Source organism: Taibaiella koreensis (assembly GCF_003545715.1).
Classification (GTDB): Bacteria; Bacteroidota; Bacteroidia; order Chitinophagales; family Chitinophagaceae; genus Taibaiella; species Taibaiella koreensis.
Genome location: NZ_QVNU01000001.1, coordinates 559,589 through 578,335, shown reverse-complemented (window position 1 = coordinate 578,335; position 18,747 = coordinate 559,589). Strand labels below are relative to the sequence as shown.

General features: G+C 49.9%; 19 protein-coding genes. 15 read left to right on the top strand and 4 right to left on the bottom strand.

The genetic code is table 11. The annotated features are described in order from the left end of the window. Positions 1-73 precede the first annotated feature (73 nt). The 5 genes from mutL (at position 74) to DZK30_RS02485 (ending at position 5,125) form a co-directional block, all read left to right on the top strand. Positions 74-1,903, top strand: a complete 1,830-nt coding sequence (gene mutL / locus DZK30_RS02505; RefSeq protein WP_118973375.1) for a DNA mismatch repair endonuclease MutL — start codon at positions 74-76, stop codon at positions 1,901-1,903. Positions 1,904-2,081: 178 nt separating this feature from the next. Further along, positions 2,082-2,927 (top strand): MotA/TolQ/ExbB proton channel family protein, encoded by an 846-nt coding sequence (locus DZK30_RS02500; protein WP_118972500.1) that lies wholly within the window; start codon positions 2,082-2,084, stop codon positions 2,925-2,927. Positions 2,928-2,987: 60 nt separating this feature from the next. After that, complete coding sequence (locus tag DZK30_RS02495) at positions 2,988-3,653, top strand: ExbD/TolR family protein (RefSeq protein ID WP_118972499.1); 666 nt, start codon at positions 2,988-2,990, stop codon at positions 3,651-3,653. A 43-nt stretch (positions 3,654-3,696) separates the two neighbouring features. Next, positions 3,697-4,251, top strand: coding sequence for an ExbD/TolR family protein (locus DZK30_RS02490; RefSeq protein WP_118972498.1), 555 nt, complete (start codon positions 3,697-3,699; stop codon positions 4,249-4,251). A gap of 64 nt (positions 4,252-4,315) precedes the next feature. Beyond that, a complete protein-coding gene (locus tag DZK30_RS02485; protein WP_118972497.1) occupies positions 4,316-5,125 on the top strand; it encodes an energy transducer TonB in 810 nt (269 codons plus the stop codon). Between the two features lie 67 nt (positions 5,126-5,192). Here DZK30_RS02485 and DZK30_RS02480 read toward each other — a convergent pair whose 3' ends face one another. Further along, on the bottom strand, positions 5,193-5,429 hold the full coding sequence (locus tag DZK30_RS02480) for a hypothetical protein (protein ID WP_118972496.1): 237 nt from the start codon (positions 5,427-5,429) through the stop codon (positions 5,193-5,195). A gap of 197 nt (positions 5,430-5,626) precedes the next feature. On the opposite strand from DZK30_RS02480, the gene DZK30_RS02475 reads away from it, so the two are divergent. From DZK30_RS02475 to DZK30_RS02465, 4 genes are all read left to right on the top strand, one after another. Further along, complete coding sequence (locus DZK30_RS02475) at positions 5,627-6,265, top strand: OmpH family outer membrane protein (protein ID WP_118972495.1); 639 nt, start codon at positions 5,627-5,629, stop codon at positions 6,263-6,265. Between the two features lie 179 nt (positions 6,266-6,444). Next, complete coding sequence (locus DZK30_RS02470; protein WP_118972494.1) at positions 6,445-6,987, top strand: C40 family peptidase; 543 nt, start codon at positions 6,445-6,447, stop codon at positions 6,985-6,987. Between the two features lie 282 nt (positions 6,988-7,269). Further along, entirely contained in the window at positions 7,270-7,380 is a 111-nt protein-coding gene (locus DZK30_RS26375) for an ORF6N domain-containing protein (RefSeq protein ID WP_240432840.1), read from the top strand. Between the two features lie 30 nt (positions 7,381-7,410). Then, positions 7,411-7,827 (top strand): ORF6N domain-containing protein, encoded by a 417-nt coding sequence (locus DZK30_RS02465; RefSeq protein ID WP_240432839.1) that lies wholly within the window; start codon positions 7,411-7,413, stop codon positions 7,825-7,827. Positions 7,828-8,011: 184 nt separating this feature from the next. Here DZK30_RS02465 and purH read toward each other — a convergent pair whose 3' ends face one another. Together purH and DZK30_RS02455 are read right to left on the bottom strand one after the other, a co-directional pair. Continuing rightward, positions 8,012-9,523: a bifunctional phosphoribosylaminoimidazolecarboxamide formyltransferase/IMP cyclohydrolase gene (gene purH / locus DZK30_RS02460; RefSeq protein WP_118972493.1), complete on the bottom strand. Its 1,512-nt coding sequence runs from the start codon at positions 9,521-9,523 to the stop codon at positions 8,012-8,014. Between the two features lie 194 nt (positions 9,524-9,717). Then, complete coding sequence (locus DZK30_RS02455) at positions 9,718-11,361, bottom strand: T9SS type A sorting domain-containing protein (RefSeq protein ID WP_162902777.1); 1,644 nt, start codon at positions 11,359-11,361, stop codon at positions 9,718-9,720. A gap of 192 nt (positions 11,362-11,553) precedes the next feature. Here DZK30_RS02455 and DZK30_RS02450 point away from each other — a divergent pair, with 192 nt between their 5' ends. The 6 genes from DZK30_RS02450 (at position 11,554) to DZK30_RS02425 (ending at position 17,678) form a co-directional block, all read left to right on the top strand. Next, on the top strand, positions 11,554-12,780 hold the full coding sequence (locus DZK30_RS02450; RefSeq protein ID WP_118972491.1) for an HD domain-containing protein: 1,227 nt from the start codon (positions 11,554-11,556) through the stop codon (positions 12,778-12,780). Between the two features lie 22 nt (positions 12,781-12,802). After that, on the top strand, positions 12,803-13,513 hold the full coding sequence (locus tag DZK30_RS02445) for a YqjF family protein (protein ID WP_118972490.1): 711 nt from the start codon (positions 12,803-12,805) through the stop codon (positions 13,511-13,513). A gap of 12 nt (positions 13,514-13,525) precedes the next feature. Then, positions 13,526-14,578, top strand: a complete 1,053-nt coding sequence (gene lpxD, locus DZK30_RS02440) for a UDP-3-O-(3-hydroxymyristoyl)glucosamine N-acyltransferase (RefSeq protein ID WP_118972489.1) — start codon at positions 13,526-13,528, stop codon at positions 14,576-14,578. Positions 14,579-14,635: 57 nt separating this feature from the next. Beyond that, the gene (locus DZK30_RS02435; RefSeq protein ID WP_240432838.1) at positions 14,636-16,165 is read left to right on the top strand and encodes a bifunctional UDP-3-O-[3-hydroxymyristoyl] N-acetylglucosamine deacetylase/3-hydroxyacyl-ACP dehydratase; all 1,530 of its coding nucleotides are present in this window, start codon (positions 14,636-14,638) and stop codon (positions 16,163-16,165) included. A 102-nt stretch (positions 16,166-16,267) separates the two neighbouring features. After that, entirely contained in the window at positions 16,268-17,071 is an 804-nt protein-coding gene (gene lpxA / locus DZK30_RS02430) for an acyl-ACP--UDP-N-acetylglucosamine O-acyltransferase (RefSeq protein WP_118972488.1), read from the top strand. Continuing rightward, positions 17,055-17,678: an ABC transporter ATP-binding protein gene (locus DZK30_RS02425; protein WP_118972487.1), complete on the top strand. Its 624-nt coding sequence runs from the start codon at positions 17,055-17,057 to the stop codon at positions 17,676-17,678. The genes lpxA and DZK30_RS02425 overlap by 17 nt, the downstream gene beginning before the upstream one ends. Here DZK30_RS02425 and DZK30_RS02420 read toward each other — a convergent pair. Next, on the bottom strand, positions 17,675-18,640 hold the full coding sequence (locus tag DZK30_RS02420; protein WP_162902776.1) for a hypothetical protein: 966 nt from the start codon (positions 18,638-18,640) through the stop codon (positions 17,675-17,677). The genes DZK30_RS02425 and DZK30_RS02420 overlap by 4 nt on opposite strands. Positions 18,641-18,747: the final 107 nt, after the last annotated feature.

Below are 18,747 nucleotides of genomic sequence, written 5' to 3'. Positions count from 1 at the left end.
TACCGGCAAACGATCCCTTTACGGCAATAAAGGAGGTAAGGGCTTCATTTTTTTGTATTTAAATTCTGATTTAGTGCCCGATATTATTCAATTACTACCCGATCATCTGGCCAACCAGATCGCAGCGGGAGAAGTGATCCAGCGGCCTGCGTCTGCTGTAAAGGAGCTGCTGGAAAATGCTATAGACGCGGGAGCGACAGAGATCCAGCTCATCATTAAAGATGCGGGCAAAGAGCTGATCCAGGTAGTGGACAACGGTAAAGGGATGACGCCCATGGACGCCCGCATGAGCTTTGAGCGGCATGCTACGTCCAAGATCAGGCATATCGACGACCTGTTTTCGATCCGCACCATGGGCTTCCGGGGCGAGGCGCTGGCCTCTATTGCCGCCGTAGCCCAGGTAGACCTGAAAACACGGCCGCATCAGGAAGAAATAGGCACCCACCTGGTAATCGAAGCTTCGGAAGTGCTCAAGCAGGAGCCTGCGGCATGCCCGCCCGGTACCAGCTTCGCTATCCGCAACCTGTTTTACAATGTACCCGCAAGACGAAAATTCCTGAAGTCCAATACTTCGGAATACAAGCATATCATCGACGAATTTACACGGGTAGCGATGGCCTATCCGCATATTGCCTTCCGCCTGTTCCACAACAACACGGAACAGTTCCGCCTGTCGGCAGGCAATCAAAAGACCCGTATAGTGGAGCTCCTGGGCAATAAGGTAGAGAAGACCCTAGTGCCAGTGGAAGAAGATACCGAGCTATTGCGTATCCACGGTTTCATAGGTAAGCCCGAATCGGCGACACGCACCCGCGGCAACCAATTCTTTTTTATCAATGGCCGCTTTATCCGCAATGCCTATCTGCATCATGCGGTAGCTACCGCTTTTGAAGGGCTTATTGACAAAGAAGCTTTTCCTTTCTACGTGCTATTCCTGGAGCTGGATCCGCAACGGGTGGATGTGAATGTGCATCCTACCAAGCAAGAGGTGAAGTTTGACGACGACCGCCTGATGTACGCCTACCTGCAGTCGACGGTAAAGCATGCACTGGCGCGGTTCAATATTGCACCGGCCCTCGATTTTACGCTCGATACCGAGATCCAGAACATGGAGGCGCTGCGCCTGCCCCAGAGCCCGGCGCAAAAGGACAGCACCCGGGAAGGCTACCTGTATCAATCTTTCAGCCAGGGCGGCAAGGCCCATTTCCTGGAGAAGAGCGACGACAGGCAGCAATGGAATACACAGCGCGAAAAGCTGTTTACACCATTGCCTTCCCTGCCCGAGATACCTTCTGCACACGACACCACCGGAGGGAAAGCGCAAAGTGAGTTGTCTTTTAGCGAGGGCGCCGATCATCAGCAGCCTGTGCTGCAATGGCGTGATTACCTCATCAGCACTATGAAATCCGGCTTGCTGATCATGCATCAGAAGCGGGCCCTGGAACGAATACAATATGAACGTTTACTGGAAAGGATCAACCACGAACATACGGTCACCCAGCAACTGCTGTTTCCGGCTACGCTGCAATTAAGCCCTGCCGACGCCGCACTGCTGGAGGAGTTGCTCCCTTTTCTACGTAAGCTGGGTTATGATATTTCGCCCTTCGGGAGTCATACTTATGCCGTGCAGGGCGCGCCACCCGATGTACCCGCCGGCAGGGAGCAGGTGTTGCTGGAAGAAATACTGGAGCAGTTGAAGCATGAGGCCCAATTGAAGGATCAGCGCCAGGAAAAACTGCTGCGTACGATGGCAAAACGTATGGCACAGCCCACATTGCTGGCAACCGAGGCGGCCGCGGCACTCATCGACGAGCTGTTTGCCTGCGCCCAGCCGCAGTATACCCCCGATGGCGCGAGGGTATTTACGGTACTCCCACGGGAAGGACTGGAAAATTTATTATGAATAATGCGTTTAGATTCAATTTGGGTATAGACGCAGATACCCTTACATTTGACGTTAAATTAACTTAGTGGTAAATTTTTGAGTTGGCATTTGTTTTTTTTGCTCAAAAACATAAATTTGCCGCGACTATTTTAAGTATCAATTTTTTAAAAACAATCAATTCGTAAAAAATCAGATTATGGCAGACGTAAAAACAGCCACAGCAAGACCATCAGGTACTCCTCCTCGTGCAGCGGGTAAGCCCAAAAATTCAAACAACTTTTGGATCAATCTAGTGATAGTACTGGTTTGCGTTATCGTTGGTTGGTGTATCCGGGTATTTGTTTTGGGTAATCCGGACAACTTCTCCGATGCAGAAAAGCATCACCCGAAAAATTTCCTGGGTAACATGTACATGGGTGGTTACATTGTTCCCTTCCTGATTGCCATGTTCCTGGTTATGCTCTCCTTCGTTATCGAAAGAGGAATTACTGTATTAAAAGCTAAAGGCAAGATCAATGGCGGTGAGTTCGTACGTAAAGTACAATATCACCTGGCCAACAAAAATATCGATGCCGCCCTGGCCGAGTGCGACAAGCAGAGCGGTTCGGTAGGTAACGTAATGAAAGCCGGCCTGCACAAGTACAAAGAAATGATCACCAACACTGAGCTCACTACCGATCAGAAGATCCTGAGCATTCAGAACGAGATCGAAGAAGCAACTGCACTGGAGCTGCCGATGCTGGAAAAGAACCTGGTGTTCCTGTCTACTATTACTTCCGCCGCAACCCTGCTGGGTCTGTTGGGTACGGTTGTGGGTATGATCACGGCGTTCTCTTCTATGGCCGATGCCGGTGCTCCCGATACAGGTGGTCTGGCTGCCGGTATCTCCGAGGCTCTGTACAATACGGCTCTGGGTATCGGTACTTCCTTCTGCGCAATGTTGGCTTACAATTTCTACACTACGCTGATCGATGGTGTGAATTATAGCATTGACGAGAGCGGATTTACATTAACACAAAGCTTTGCTGCATCTTACAAATAAGTGCAGAAAAATTTTGTGGAAATGATTCCATTCTTCGTCTAACATTAAATTTACCAGAAGATGCCTAAGATTAAGCTGCCACGCAAAAGCACGCATATAGACATGACCGCGATGTGTGACGTCGCCTTCCTGCTGCTGACGTTCTTTATGCTGGCTACCAAATTCAAACCCGACGAACCTGTAGTGGTTACGACGCCTGCGTCTACTTCCACCAAGCAGATCCCAGAGGGCTTTATGCAGATCACACTGGACAAAGACGGACGCATATTTTTTGCTGTAGACAATATCAATGCCAAGAGAGATATCATCAACCAGATTAACGATGATAAGAAACTGGGCCTTTCAAGTGTTGAAATGCAGAATTTTGTGAACGGATCCGGTGTGGGTGTTCCTTTTTCCCAGCTGAAATCTTATCTCGCCCTTGCACCTAACCAGCGGGCAGATTACGACAAGAAAGCGCCTGGTATTCCTACCGATACCACAGGAGATTTCACCACTAATGAGCTGGCCTATTGGGTGCAGACAGCGCGTTACCATGTAGATAACGGTAAAGGCCGTATTGCGATCAAAGCTGATGGCAAAGCCTCTTATCCCAATATCAGCAAGGTAATCAGCACCCTGGGTAAGCAAAAGGTGTTCCGCTTCAGCTTCATTACCGACATGAAGGGTGTGCCCCCGGGTACGGCCCTGGCTGCTGAAAGAGCAGGCAAGCCGGCAGCGGAATAAGCTCCTGTACATTCAATTTTAACATAATTAAACAAATACAACCATGGCAGAATTAGAGGTAAAAGGCGGGAAAAAAGGTACCCCCCGAATTGACCTTACACCAATGGTGGATTTGGGATTCCTGCTGATCACCTTCTTCATGTTCACTACGACCATGTCGAAGCCGAAAGCGATGGAAATTCAGATGCCTTACAAGGACGACAAGCTGAAGGATGAAGATAAGAACAAGATCAAGAACGATGAGGCCCTCACCCTCTTGCTGAGTAAAGATCACCGTATCTATTACTACAACGGCATCGGCGACGATCCTACTAATCCTCCTAAAGTAGAAGTAACTTACTTCAAGGATAAAGACGGCATCCGGGATGTACTGATCCAGAAGAAAAAGACGGTACAGAGCCTGATTAGCCAGGGCGTATTAGGTGCTAAGGATAAGGTTATCGTTCTCATTAAGCCGGACGATAACAGTACGACCGGTGACCTGATCGATATCCTGGATGAAATGACCATTAACGCGATACCCGTTTATGCGGTAGTAGACATTACACCGGTGGACAAAGATTTCATTAAAGCAACAGAGGCTGTGAATCCCCAATAATGCCGGAACATTGTCTTTATGGAATCCCGGAGATTTCGCATCTTAAATTAAAGTAACATTCAACATGGATATTAATAAAATTTTAAACGCGGATTACCTTGATATCCTTTTTGAGGGAAGGAACAAGCAGTATGGCGGTTATGAGTTGCGCAAAAAGTACCGGCGCCGCGCTACCATCGCCGGGCTCATCTCCGTTTTACTGATTGGAGGGGTATTCGGCTCTACCTTGATCAAGCCCAAAGAGCGCGTAGCAGAAGCGCCACCGGTGATCAAGGATGTTAACCTGGCAGAGCCGCCGCCGGTGGATCCCAAAAAGCCACCACCACCTCCTCCGGTGCAACCCCCTCCCCCGGTAAAACCTACGGTTAAGTTTACTCCTCCCGTGATCAAGAAGAACGAGGAAGTAAAGGAAGAGGATAAGCCCGAACCGCCCAAACCGGAAGAGAACAAAGTGGTAGGTCCCAGCAATATCAAGGGTACCGACAACCCCGACGCGATCGATCCGGGTCTGTCCAGCCCTGGTACCGGTACCGGTAAAGCTGTTGAAGCTGGTCCGCCGCCCGACAAGATCTTTACTTCGGTAGAACAGATGCCCCAGCCACCATTTGATGTGCAGAAATACCTGGCCCAGAATATCCGCTACCCGGCAGCTGCCAAGGAAGACGGTATCCAGGGACGTGTGGTGCTACAGTTCGTAGTAGACCGCGACGGCAGTGTAACCAATATCGTTATCCAGCGTGATATCGGTGGCGGTTGCGGCAAGGAAGCGGAACGTGTAGTAAGGAGCATGCCGAAATGGAAACCTGGTAAGCAGAACGGTCAGCCTGTAAGGGTATATTATACCCTGCCGGTATCGTTCAAGCTGCAGGAGTAATCCAGTATCAAAAGATAGAAACAATAAAGGGTCGCTGCATGCGGCCCTTTATTGTTATCAGTTATTATCAGTTGCAAATGGGTGGTTGCGGATGGGCAACGTAAGCACAATAATCTTTGCAGGTATTACAGCTGGCGCAAAAGGTCAAAACGCTTCTGATTGCCTTTGTGGCAGAACCCAGGGATTCGATCCCGCCGCCGGCCAGTGGCGCTGTTTTTCCCCCAACAGCCAGTGCCCCTGCCTGAAGTGGTACGATTTCCTTTTTGATCAGTGAGCGCTTCGGGGCCGTTTGCTTTTTCTTCATAACAATGTTTCTTTAAAGATACGTTTATGCACAAGCAATATAGGCTTACATATATATACGCAGCGAAAAGATATTTATTTGTACATTTTTAATGAAAAAATGACCCTTAACAGCGATTATTGCTCTTCTTCTTTTCTTTTGCTTCGCCCGGCGGAAACCATTAAATTTGCCACCATTCATTTTTTCACTCAAGTATTATGATGATTCAATCCAACCGCTTATTCAATAGCTTTATCGCCTGCGGCCTTGCTGCCGGCTTTCTGCTCGCTTCCTGTGGCGATAAAAAGGCGACCACTACTTCCAAAACAACGACCAGCGAGACAAAAGCTGCCGAGGCCCCTGCTACTGCACCCAGCGGCAAGATTGCCTACGTAAACCTGGATACGCTCGAGATACGGTATGAATATTTCAAATCGAGGAAAGCTGATTTTGAGAAGAAAACAGCCGCCATGGAAGCAGAAGTGGAAAAGCTGGCCCAGAATCTGCAAAGTGAATATGCCGCTTTCCAGAAAAAAGCGCAGGCCGGCACCTTGACCCAGGCCGAAGGAGAAGCCGGTCAGAAGAAGCTGGCAGCTATGCAGCAGAACATTGAAGGCCGCCGTCAATCGCTGGGCGCCCAGCTGATGAAGGAGCAGGAAACCTTCAATAAAGAGCTGCAGCAGCGCCTGGACAACTTCCTGGTGAAGTATAATACTGATAAAGGATACGATTTCATCCTGTCGTATGTGAAAGGTGGCAATATCCTGTTTGCCAATAAAGCGCTGGACATTACTGAAGAGGTGATTAAAGGCATGAATGCCGAAGACAGCAGCAAGCCGGCAGAAGGCGCTAAATAAGCAGTCTTCGCGACACGACATTGTGTAACGAAAGAAATAACAAGAGGTTCCCCCAAGCCCGGAGGGAACCTCTTGTCGTTTAACGTTTAAAGCTATAAGGGTTCGCTTAACTCTATAAGGGTTTTAAACCTTATAGAGTTAAGCGATAACAGTGTAATTTTACAAAAAACAGGAACGTTATGGCCCGCTACCTGCTTCCCTTTATCCTTGTCACTGCGATCGTGCTCAGCGGTTGCTCTCATTCGCGCAAGCTGGCTTCCGGCAATGCTGCCACCGAAGGCAGGAAAACACCTTTAACAGAAAAGGAATTGCGCCAAAAATATGCCAGCCGCGTTGCTGCATCCCCCGGCGATATCGACAACATCAGCCTGTACCGCTTTATCGACGATTGGTACGGCGTGCCTTACCGCTATGGCGGTACCGGCCGCAACGGTATCGACTGTTCGGCCTTTTCGACCAAGCTATACACCACCATCTACAGTACCAATATTCCACGTACGGCACAGCTGCAGTACGATGCCAGCAAAAAGGTAAAAAAAGGAAAATTGAAAGAAGGCGACCTGGTATTTTTTAACGAAGGCGGCCGCAAGATCACCCATGTGGGCGTTTACCTGCGCAACCACTATTTTGTACATGCCAGCACCGGCAGGGGCGTCATGATCAGCAACCTCGACGATGATTACTGGGAAGAACATTTTGTAAAGGGTGGGAAGATCAAATAGCTGTGTCAAGGACTGCTCAATGCATGCCGCTATTCCGCAGCGAAGTTAGACGCTTTTCTTCGCAGTGACCCGGCGTCCCCACCAGGCAAGGCTACCCATATTCGCTCAGCAGCCATTATCAAGACGAATTTGACTAATGTTATCTAAATCCTGATAATCAGCTCATCTTTTTGATAGGCATATTTTATGCATAAAATCTTAACTTTAGTAATCAGATACATCCGTGCATGGCGATAAAAGATTCTTTATCGTTTCCTTTAAAGCATATAAAAGCAATATCACATGGCAAAAGCGGAACTGCAAATCCTGGTAGCAGAGCAGAAGATACTGAATCGTATTTATGTAATACGCGGTCAAAAGGTAATGCTGGACCGCGACCTGGCAGAGATGTAGGGTGTGGAAACCAAAGTTTTCAACCAAAGTGTGAAAAGGAACCTCGAGCGCTTTCCAAAAGATTTCATGTTCACGCTTAGCGACAAAGAGTGGGAAAACTTGAGGTCACAATTTGTGACCTCAAGTTGGGGTGGTTCCCGGTATAAGCCTAAGGTATTTACAGAGCAAGGAATTGCTATGCTATCCAGCATATTGAACAGCCAAACAGCTATCGAAGTTAATATCCGTATCATACGTGTATTTACCAGGCTCAGGGAATATGCCCTCACTCATAAAGATATCTTGCACCAGCTGGCACAGCTGGAGCAGGAAGTAAAAAATAACACCCGCGATATCGATAATATATTCGCTGTGTTGAAAGAGCTTATCGAAAAGCAAAGCCAACCTGTACCCAGGAATAAGATCGGGTTTAAATATAATGAAGCGAAAGTAAAGCCATCTAAATGATGCTATAAATGCAGTGCAGGACATAAAAAAGAGACGTCTCAAAAGGTCTCAAGCCTGTCACATTGAGCGATTCGAAATGTAAACAGGCTTGAGACGTAATTTTTGTCGTATTTAGACTACGCTCAATATGACAAAAATTACCACTTTTGAGACCGCCTCATTTTTATGATAATCCGTTATTTGATCAATGCCTGAAGTGGCGCATACCGGTGATCACCAGCGCCATACCGTTGGCCTGGCAAAAGGCCACGGTATCTTTATCGCGGATAGAGCCACCGGGCTGGATCACGGCGTCGATACCGGCTTCGTGCGCCATTTTCACACAGTCGTCGAAGGGGAAGAAGGCGTCGGATGCCATTACAGAGCCTTTAAGATCGAAGCCGAAGCTGGCGGCCTTTTCCAGCGCATGACGCAGGGCATCTACACGGCTGGTCTGACCACAGCCTTTACCCAGCAGCTGGCGGTCTTTCACCAGGGCAATGGCATTCGACTTCAGATGTTTGCAAATGATATTGGCAAAGATAAGATCGCTCTTCTGCGCCGCTGTGGCGGCTTGCGCGCCTTCTTCTTTCCATTCGTTGTAATTGCCCTGGTCGGCATCCTGGGTAAGGGTACCGCCCAGCACATTTTTAAAAATAGTCCTGGTATTCAATGGCGCTTTTTGTAGCAGCAGGATGCGGTTCTTCTTGGTCTTAAGGATATCCAGCGCTTCAGCGGTGAAGCCGGGAGCCAGCAGTATCTCGAAGAACAGCTCATTAATCTTTTGCGCCGCAGCGGCATCGATCTCTTTGTTGGTGGCCAGCACACCGCCGAAGGCGCTTTCGGGATCACCTGCCAGTGCAGCATCCCAGGCTTCGGCCAGGCTGCTCCGCTGGGCCACGCCGCACACATTGGTATGCTTGATGATAGCAAATACGGGATCGGTACCGCCTTCAAACTCGGCCATCAGCTGTGCAGCTGCGTCTACATCGACAAGGTTATTGTACGAAAGCTCTTTGCCGTTCAACTGGTCAAACAGCTCATCCAGGCGACCATAGAATACGCCCTGCTGGTGCGGATTCTCGCCGTAGCGCAGCACCTGGCGGCCATGGAAAGGCGGCACAATGGCGCCATTGAAATAATTGTTGATCGCGATATCATAATTCATCACCACATAGAAGGCTTTAGCAGCAAAGGCCCGGCGCTGCTCCAGCGTAGTGGCGCCATTCTGCTCTTTCAGCAGGGCCTCCAGCGCAGCATAATCTTCTTTGGCGGCGATCACGGTGAGGTCCTTGTGGTTCTTTGCGGCTGCACGGATCATGGAAGGTCCTCCAATATCGATCTTCTCGATGATCTGTTGCTCTTCGCTGGTATTCTTTACGGTTTCTTCAAAAGGATAAAGATCCACGATCACAAGGTCGATCTCGGGTATCTTGTATTGCTTCATTTCTTCCAGGTCCTGAGCCAGCTCCCTGCGGCCCAGGATACCGCCAAAGACAGAGGGATGCAGTGTCTTTACCCTTCCACCGAGGATAGAAGGATAAGTGGTCACTTCTTCTACAGGCACACAACGAACGCCCAGGTCTTCAATGAACTTCTGGGTACCGCCGGTAGAGTAAATGGTTACGCCCAGGCGGCCCAGTTCTTTGACAATGGGCTCCAAACCATCTTTGTAGAATACGGAGATCAGCGCAGATTTAATTTGCTTTTGCGACATCAGGAAAAAATGAAAATTTAAGAATGAAGGCGCAAAGTTCCGAAATGCGGGGAATTTATGCAAATGCCACTTATGCGGGGCTGGATCAGGACCGGGAGCGCCTTTTCAGTAGCCGCCGGGACGGAGCCCGGCACCAGCGAAAAAATAAGCGTCGCGGAGTTGCCGCGACGCCTGGTACTGTTGTCTGTGTATGTTTATTGCTTGGTTACCATTTGGGCGCCGATCTTCCGGCTATTAAATGAGGCATTCAGCAGGTATGTGCCGGGAGCAAGCCCGCTTACGTCGCCTACTTTAACCTGGTGTGTTCCTTTATCCATGACAGACTGATATTGCCATACCCTGTGGCCGGTCATGTCGAACAGCTGGAGGTCCAGCGCGCCGCTACCGGGAAGGGTTACGGTGGTGGTCATTTCATTACGGAAAGGATTGGGATAGATAGTAACGTTAGCCGCTGCCGTGCCATTTACCAGTCCTGGTGCCGCCGCTTCCCCTTTAAACACAGGGTTATTCCATTGGTGGAAGGCATGATGGAGCTGATAGTTTCCGGTGGTATTGTTATAATCGAAATAGGAAGCGTACAGGAAGCCCGGCGAAAAGTTGAAGTCGCTGGTCTTACTGAGGGCTATGCCCGTGGTATTGCGATACCAGATGTTGAAGAACGGATATTTGTAAGGGGTAAAGGCATTGGGCAATGCCATATAATCGGGAGCGCTGAGCAGGGTTGTCCCGTCGGCCGACATTTCCATAGCGATATAGCCATGGGTAGCGATGTTATCGGAAGCATACCAGGCTACCGTGATCTGGCCTGTAGACCCGCCAAACGAGCCTGAACCGTAGTGCAGGGAAGGTGAATAGGCTTCGTACCAGGGCATAGTAGATTGGTTGCCGAAGGTGGCGCCGTCATTGACACAAACCGTATTGGCAGAGAATGAAGTCGCATAATCCCGGTACCGCACCAGCACTTTCTGACCGTCTGTAAAGGTATAGGCCCAGTTCGGCGTATTGTTGTTATAGTCCGGGCAATCCAGCACGATATGGGAGGCTATAGTTCCGGCGGCATATACGTCTTCAACAAGTGGGCTTACTGTGCCGGAGCTGAACATCAGCACATTACGGTCGATGGTGGATTCGGTGATGGTACCGGCGCCGGCATCGTAATACGCATAATTCACATACACGGTACCATTCCTCGGAAGCAACGCGATATCGGGCCCGGTCGCGCTAGCGGTGCCGTTCAGCGTAAGCACATTGCCCCAGGTACCGTTATGGCAGGCCTGGGTCTGTATACCAACACCGGGATATTCCCATACAATAGCTGCAGCATATTGGCTATAACTGTCCATGCGGATGCGCCCATAATTGGTTGAGTTGGACAATTGGGTGCTTGAAACGAGTACGGGAGCCGCCGTAGGGACAATGGGCACCGGCACTTCGTATACATCCAGGAAGTGTCCGACACCGAGCTTGTAATACACTACCAGGTAGTTGAACCGGCCGGTGGTTGAATTATAAATGATGCCGGTTCCGAGATCGGCGATACCGGTATAGGTAAAGGAACCCTGGCCTGCGATTGCAGTAGGGTTGCCTATAGCGGTGTACTGCCATACAAATTCGCTGGGCACGCCATTGAGCGGCAGCCCCCAGCCGGCAAGATAAACGTCAAGGCCGCTCAGCTGAACGGAGTAATTGGATACATTCATGGGCCTGATGACAGAAGGGCTTCCGTAAGTAAACTCCTGGGCCGCTGGAGCGGAGAATGCGGGTTGTGCCTGCGTCCCGGGTGCGTTAATGGCGAGCAAGGCGCCCCCAAGGGCAAAGACCTTTAAAGATTTCAGCATAGTCAATGTTTTAGTTTGGTAGTTAAATATAGAATCCGGTAAAAATGCAGCTTCTGTGCTGATCATTATCTTCCTTTTTCAGGAAAGCCGGTCTTTTCTTCACGATCTCCTATATATATTTTATCGGAGCATCTCACAGCGCCGCTATATTTAACCCTCCGATGTAAAACATCTCTGCTACTTTTGCAGCCTATGCGTGGCAAAATCATCAACGACCCGGTATATGGCTTTATCCGGTTCCCGGAACCGGAACTGATGCAAGTGATCGAACACCCCTGGTTCCAGCGGCTTCGCCGCATCAAGCAAATGGGTATGGCACACCTGGTATATCCGGGCGCCGTCCACACCCGTTTCCATCATTCGTTGGGGGCCGCACATCTCATGCATATTGCCCTCAACGAGCTTGGCAGCAAAGGCATAGAGATCAGCAGGGACGAGTGCATTGCCGCCCGGCTGGCCATACTGATGCACGATATCGGGCATGGTCCCTTTTCGCATGGCCTGGAACATACTATCGTACATGGCATTTCGCATGAAGGCATTTCGAAAATGATCATGCAACGACTGAATGAACGCTTCAACGGCATGCTTACGGAAGCTATTTCGATTTTTGAAAATACCCACACCAAGACCTATTTGCACCAGCTGGTATCGAGCCAACTGGATATGGATCGCCTGGACTACCTCAACAGGGACAGCTTCTATACAGGCGTTTCGGAAGGCGTGATTGGCTACGACCGCATTCTGCAAATGCTCACAGTAAAGGATGGCAACCTGGTGGTGGAGGAAAAAGGTATCCATTCGGTGGAGAAGTTCATCATTGCCCGCCGGCTGATGTACTGGCAAGTGTACCTGCACAAAACCGTGCTGGGCGCCGAGCAGTTGATCATTCACATTCTGCAGCGGGCCAAACAGCTGGCCCAATCCGGCGCACAACTGTTCGCCACCCCCGCCCTGCATTTTTTCCTGTATGAAAAGATAACCGGCGACGATTTTGCGGCCGATCCTTCGGTCCTCGACAAATTCTGCTTGCTGGACGATGCAGACATTACGGCTTCCATTAAAGTGTGGACCGACCACCCTGATCCCGTGCTTTCCAGGCTGTGCACCATGATGCAGGACCGGCGGCTCTACAAGGTAAGGCTGGGCACCCAACCGCTCAAGGAAGAATTCAGGCAGATGCAGCAAACGATTATGGCTTCGGGGAAAATAAACGAAGACGAATTACCGTTTTATCTATTTGAAGGCAGCACCAGCAACAGCACCTACAACCAGAATGATGAGCGCATCAATATCCTGATGAAAAAGGGTGATGTGGTCAATATTTCTCAGGTCGACAATGCACTTATCGGTTCCGACCTTACAGTACCCGTGGAGAAATTCTATATTTGCAGCATCGCACCGGAACGCGCATTTTGAACCAAACCTTTTAAAACCCGGAATGACCGCAACTTTTCTCGACGCAGCATGGCGCAAGCTGATCATGGCCAACTATGCGGTCGACCCGGCTCTCCTTTCGCCCTACCTGCCTCATGGAACGGCGTTGGACCTGTACCGGGATACCTGTTACCTTAGCCTGGTAGGCTTTATGTTCCGGGATACGAGGGTAAAAGGATGGAAAATACCCTTTCATGTTCATTTTGAAGAGGTGAACCTGCGTTTTTATGTGCGACGACAGCACGGGGAGACCAGGAGAAGGGGCGTAGTGTTCCTGAAAGAGATTGTACCCCGCCGTGCCCTTAGCTTAGTAGCCCGGACGATATACAACGAGCCTTATATTACAATGCCTATGAGCCATACCTGGCTGCACAGCGAACAGCAATGGAAGGTGACCTACCGCTGGGGTAAGGGATTGCACAACTGCCTGGGGGTCATTACAGGCGATACGCCGCGCGACATTGTTGCCGGCAGCGAAGAAGAATTTATTACCGAGCACTATTGGGGTTATACCCGCCTCAGCGGGCGCAAAACAGCTGAGTACGAAGTGACGCATCCGCGCTGGCAGGTCTACGATACCAAAGATCACCTTATCGAGGTGAATTTCGCAGAAGTGTACGGCGCTACTTTTGATTTTTTGAAAAACGAGCAACCTTTGTCCGTATTCCTGGCAGAAGGTTCTGCCATACAGGTTAAAAAAGGAATTACCCTATAACAAACAACAAACATGCAGTTTACCGCAGCACAGATTGCCGCATTAATCGGCGCCAGGATCGAGGGCGACGCCACTGTCTCCATATCCGATATTGCGAAAATTGAAGAGGGCCGTGCAGGCGCCCTGAGCTTTATCGCCAATCCTAAGTACGAGTCTTATTTATACGAGACGAAAGCCTCCGTTGTTATCGTGAATGAATCGCTGCAACTGGAACAACCGGTAGCGGCCACTTTGCTGCGGGTGCCCGACGCTTACGCGGCTTTTGCTACCTTGCTGGAAAAATACAATGAGTTCCTTACCGCCGATACGGCGAAAAAAGGTATCGAACAGCCTGCTTACATCAGCGATTCGGCAAAACTGGGCGCCGACGTTTACGTAGGCGCTTTTGCTTATATAGGCAATAAAGTGACCCTTGGCGACCGGGCAAAGATCTATCCCGGCGCCTATATAGGCGACGGGGTCACCATCGGTAACGATTCGGTGGTACACGCCGGGGCAAAGATCTATCATCAATGCCGGCTGGGACAACAAGTGATCATCCATTCGGGCGCTGTGATCGGCGCCGATGGCTTCGGCTTTGCGCCCCAATCCGATGGGGCCTACAAAAAAGTCCCGCAGCTGGGCAATGTGGTGATCGAAGACCAGGTAGAAGTAGGCGCCAATACCACTATCGACCGCGCTACTATGGGTTCGACCCTTATCCGGCGCGGTGTAAAGCTCGACAACCTGATCCAGATAGCGCATAATGTGGAGATAGGCGAACATACGGTGATCGCAGCGCAAACGGGAATATCGGGTAGTACAAAGATCGGCAAACAATGTATGATTGGCGGACAAGTAGGCATTGTGGGGCATATACAAATTGCTGACAATACACGTATTAATGCGCAGAGTGGTCTTTCCAAATCCATCACGCAGCCGGGAACAGCTGTAAACGGCACGCCAGCCTTTGACTATAAAAGTTGCTTGAAAAGTCAGGCAATTTTCAGACATTTGCCCGATTGGGTACAAAAGATCCAACAGCTGGAAGATCGCTTTAACGCAAGTTTGGTTAAAGAAGGTTAATACTTTAATAATATTAGCATTTGGGTTATCTTTGCCGGCCGTAAATAGCCAGGGGCTATGTCAACGATAAACCAGCAGCTCTGCATCCGGGCCAGTGCCAGGAGGTTAGCTGCTGCCAAATTATTCAATGTGATGGAGATAATTGCCAAGGGTAAAACCGAAAAAACGAAATCCGAACAAAAGGTAATGATGAAAGAATACCAACAGACCTTGAAGGGAGAAGTGTCGATCAGCGGAGTGGGATTGCATACCGGTAAAGAAGTGACGCTGACCATGAAACCCGCCAATCCCGGATATGGCATTCGTTTCCAGAGAGTAGACCTGCCGGATCAGCCTGTTGTAAAAGCAGATGTGGACTATGTAGTAGATACTTCCAGGGGTACCACCCTGGAACACAATGGCGCCAGGGTCAATACGATAGAACATGTACTGGCTGCGCTGGTGGGCATGAATGTAGACAATGTGCTGCTGGAGCTCAATGCTCCCGAAGTGCCTATTATGGATGGCAGCGCCCGCGAATTCATCGAGGCAATAGAGCGCACCGGCATACAGGAGCAGGACGCCAAAAAGATCTACTACGCCATAGACCAGAACATTCATTTTTACGATCCTGTAAAAAATGTAGATATGCTGGCCATCCCGGCCAATGAGTACCAGATCACCACCATGATCGACTTCAACTCACCGGTGCTGGGTACCCAGCACGCCACCCTGAAGCACATTGGTGATTTTAAAAGAGAGATATCCAACAGCCGTACTTTTTGCTTCCTGCACGAGTTGGAATTCCTGCTCGAAAACAACCTCATCAAGGGCGGCCAGCTCAACAACGCTATAGTTGTCGTAGATAAGGTAGTAAGCGATGCCGAGCTGGATAAGCTGGCAAAAGTGTTCAACCAGCCAAAGGTTGAAGTCAAAAGTGAAGGTATCCTCAACAACCTGCAGCTGCACCACCCCAACGAACCGGCCCGGCATAAGCTGCTGGACATCGTGGGCGACCTGGCGCTCACCGGCTACAACATCAAGGCCCATATCATTGCCAACCGCCCGGGCCATGCCACCAATGTGGAGTTTGCCCGCAAGCTGAAGCAATACATTAAGAAGAACAAACATCTTTCCGATATACCGACCTACGATCCGAACCGTCCGCCGGTATACGATATTGTACATATCGAAAAATCCCTGCCCCATAAGTATCCCTTCCTGCTGGTCGACAAGATAATTGACATGTCGGATAATGAGGTGGTAGGCATTAAGAATGTAACCTTCAACGAACATTTTTTCCAGGGCCACTTTCCCGGCAACCCGGTAATGCCCGGCGTACTGCAGATTGAGGCCATGGCCCAGGTAGGTGGTTTGCTGGCGCTCAACAATTATTCTGATCCTCAGAATTACGACACCTACTTCATTAAGATAGATAAGGTACGGTTTAAACAGAGGGTGGTACCCGGCGATACGTTGATCCTCAAGCTGGAGCTGATCAACCCGATCCGCAGAGGTATCTGTGAAATGAGAGGAACAGCTTACGTAGGCAATAAGGTAGCAACGGAAGCAGAGCTGGTAGCCCAGATACTGCCGAAACAAAAATAAGAAAAAGGGTATCCGGCATTTCTGTTGTCCTACAAAAAAACCCAGACAGACCAGCGACGCAGCTTAATCCGGTTCTCTAATATAAGCATCTAAGAACAGCCAATGATTCATCCACTAACCTACGTTCATCCTGAAGCTAAAATAGCGGATAATGTACAGATCGACGCTTTTGCAGTAATCCATAAAGATGTGGAAATAGGCGAAGGCTCCTATATCGCCTCGCATGTAACCATTATGGAGGGTGCGCGCATCGGAAAAAACTGCAGGATCTTTCCCGGAGCCGTCGTTGCCGCTATTCCCCAGGATCTGAAATACAAGGGTGAACATACGAAGGTGATCATTGGCGACAATTGCACCATACGCGAGTGTGTGACCATTAACCGGGGTACGAGCGACAAAGAGGTGACCAAGATCGGCAACAACTGCCTCATTATGGCCTATTCTCACATTGCACACGACTGCATCGTAGGCAACAACTGTATTTTTTCCAACGATACCACACTGGCCGGCCATATTGTGATCGGCGATTATGTAACCCTGGCAGGGCTTGTAGCCGTTCAGCAATTTGTACGCATTGGCTCACATGCCTATGTTACCGGCGGTTCCCTTGTGCGTAAAGATGTACCACCTTATGTAAAAGCCGCCCGTGAGCCGCTTTCCTATGTGGGCGTGAATTCTGTAGGCCTGAAAAGACGCGGCTATAGCATCGAAAAGGTGAATGAGATCCTGGACATCTTCCGTATCCTTTACGTACGTGGCTACAACGTAGCGAAGGCCATGCGCATTATCGAAGCCGAGATCCCCGTTTCAGACGAACGCGACGAAATCCTTTCCTTTATCCGGGAATCGGGCCGGGGCATTATGCGCGGCTATACCCGCAGGAACAACAATGACGATCTCGCTTAACCAGGTAAGCAAAAGATACCAGAACCACTGGGTATTTAAAGGGCTGAGCTACACCTTTGAAGCCGGCAGGCAGTATGCCTTGCTTGGCGCCAATGGCTCGGGTAAGTCTACACTCCTGCGCATCGTAGGCGGCATGCAGCACGCCAGCAAAGGGCAAATCACTTACAGCGCAAACGGCCAGGCAGTAGCGCCGGAAAAAATATTCTCTTCGATCAGCTACTGCGCACCAGGCATGGACCTTGTCGAGGAAATGGTCCTCACCGAATTCCTGCGCTTTCATTTTACTTTTAAACGCATGCTTCCCTCCTTCTCCATAGCTTCCATTATTGAGCATATGGGCTTGAAAGCCGCCGCACACAAGCAGCTCCACGAATATTCATCGGGTATGAAACAAAGGGTGAAGCTGGCACAGGCTTTCTTCTGCGACAGCCCGGTATTGCTGCTGGACGAGCCCTGCAGCAACCTCGATGGCAAAGGGGTGGAGATGTACAGCCAATGGCTGCGGACCTATGGGAAAGACCGCCTGGTTATCATTGCTTCCAACGACGAACGGGAGTACGAAGGCGTTTCCGCTACCTTGTCTATTGAAGATTATAAGCAGTTTTAACGCCGGTATTGTATTTCCCGCAAGGTCACCGATCTTAGCAGATCGTCGTAATAGGTTTCCCTTCTTATCCAGTTCTGTTGTGCATCGTAGGTATAACGATAGGTAATATTGCTTTCCTCCAGTGCATCGAATACCTTCCCCGAAACAGGCTCAGTCCCGGTATCATAAGTATAGCTACGATGCGCCGTAACCTCCCGGTCTCCGTTAATCTCGTTTTCTTCCCATATCCGGCCTTCCTTGTCTTTAATCCAGGAAGCGCCGCCTTTCATTTTCCCATCTGCACCCATTATCGCAAAGCTACCCTGCTCCCGGCCACCCTCCTGCTTGTTGCTGTAGCGGCGGGTTTCGGTCAGGCGAAAGTTCCGGTCGAAATGCTGCGTTTCCATCAACTGGCCGTTGCCATACTTATACCTGATCATAGCTATCGCCATATTTTCCCTGTCCTTTTTACGGAGCATAGATACCTGGCCACCTTTATAAGTATAGGTGATCTTATATTGCAGCTCATTTTTTCCGTTGAACACCATATAATCGGCCACCCGGCCATTCTTCAGGTAATGATAAGTTACCGAATCCTCCCTTTTCCCGCCTGCACCCGTACTCAGGGCAATTAGCTTTCCCTGCGTATTATAGTAAAAGGCGGTCTGGGTCTCCGCCAGGCCTTTTCGCACGTGCTCATCAGGCTCCCGGTGCTGTATGGAAAGTATATGGCCGGCAGAATCGAATGCCCACATCGCGCTCCGCTCCTGGCTATAGCTGCTGTCGGGCCCTGAGGCGGCCCGATCCCGCAACACCTGCGTTCCGGCAGGAGGGAGCCATTCGCGTTCGGCCACCTGCATCGCGTTACCCTTGGCAGCATAGGCCGACAGTATCTTTTCGATGGCGGGCAAGTCATAATCCTGCGCCGGGGAAATAAAGGGCATCAGGCACAAAGCCAATAACCAGGCTATTATCAATCGCATATATTATAGGGCCACCTTAGCGCAGCACTGCGAATTTAACGCAGAAATCAGGGTTTCAGTCTGTGAAATGAAATGTGGCATACTTTTTCAACACTGCATTACCTGAA

Coding starts and splice junctions, on each gene's coding strand:
- DZK30_RS02500 (WP_118972500.1), top strand. CDS start 2,082: ATGGCAGACGTAAAAACAGCCACAGCAAGACCATCAGGTACTCCTCCT.
- DZK30_RS02495 (WP_118972499.1), top strand. CDS start 2,988: ATGCCTAAGATTAAGCTGCCACGCAAAAGCACGCATATAGACATGACC.
- DZK30_RS02490 (WP_118972498.1), top strand. CDS start 3,697: ATGGCAGAATTAGAGGTAAAAGGCGGGAAAAAAGGTACCCCCCGAATT.
- DZK30_RS02485 (WP_118972497.1), top strand. CDS start 4,316: ATGGATATTAATAAAATTTTAAACGCGGATTACCTTGATATCCTTTTT.
- DZK30_RS02480 (WP_118972496.1), bottom strand. CDS start 5,429: ATGAAGAAAAAGCAAACGGCCCCGAAGCGCTCACTGATCAAAAAGGAA.
- DZK30_RS02475 (WP_118972495.1), top strand. CDS start 5,627: ATGATGATTCAATCCAACCGCTTATTCAATAGCTTTATCGCCTGCGGC.
- DZK30_RS02470 (WP_118972494.1), top strand. CDS start 6,445: ATGGCCCGCTACCTGCTTCCCTTTATCCTTGTCACTGCGATCGTGCTC.
- DZK30_RS26375 (WP_240432840.1), top strand. CDS start 7,270: ATGGCAAAAGCGGAACTGCAAATCCTGGTAGCAGAGCAGAAGATACTG.
- purH (WP_118972493.1), bottom strand. CDS start 9,523: ATGTCGCAAAAGCAAATTAAATCTGCGCTGATCTCCGTATTCTACAAA.
- DZK30_RS02455 (WP_162902777.1), bottom strand. CDS start 11,361: ATGCTGAAATCTTTAAAGGTCTTTGCCCTTGGGGGCGCCTTGCTCGCC.
- DZK30_RS02450 (WP_118972491.1), top strand. CDS start 11,554: ATGCGTGGCAAAATCATCAACGACCCGGTATATGGCTTTATCCGGTTC.
- DZK30_RS02445 (WP_118972490.1), top strand. CDS start 12,803: ATGACCGCAACTTTTCTCGACGCAGCATGGCGCAAGCTGATCATGGCC.
- lpxD (WP_118972489.1), top strand. CDS start 13,526: ATGCAGTTTACCGCAGCACAGATTGCCGCATTAATCGGCGCCAGGATC.
- DZK30_RS02435 (WP_240432838.1), top strand. CDS start 14,636: ATGTCAACGATAAACCAGCAGCTCTGCATCCGGGCCAGTGCCAGGAGG.
- lpxA (WP_118972488.1), top strand. CDS start 16,268: ATGATTCATCCACTAACCTACGTTCATCCTGAAGCTAAAATAGCGGAT.
- DZK30_RS02425 (WP_118972487.1), top strand. CDS start 17,055: ATGACGATCTCGCTTAACCAGGTAAGCAAAAGATACCAGAACCACTGG.
- DZK30_RS02420 (WP_162902776.1), bottom strand. CDS start 18,640: ATGCGATTGATAATAGCCTGGTTATTGGCTTTGTGCCTGATGCCCTTT.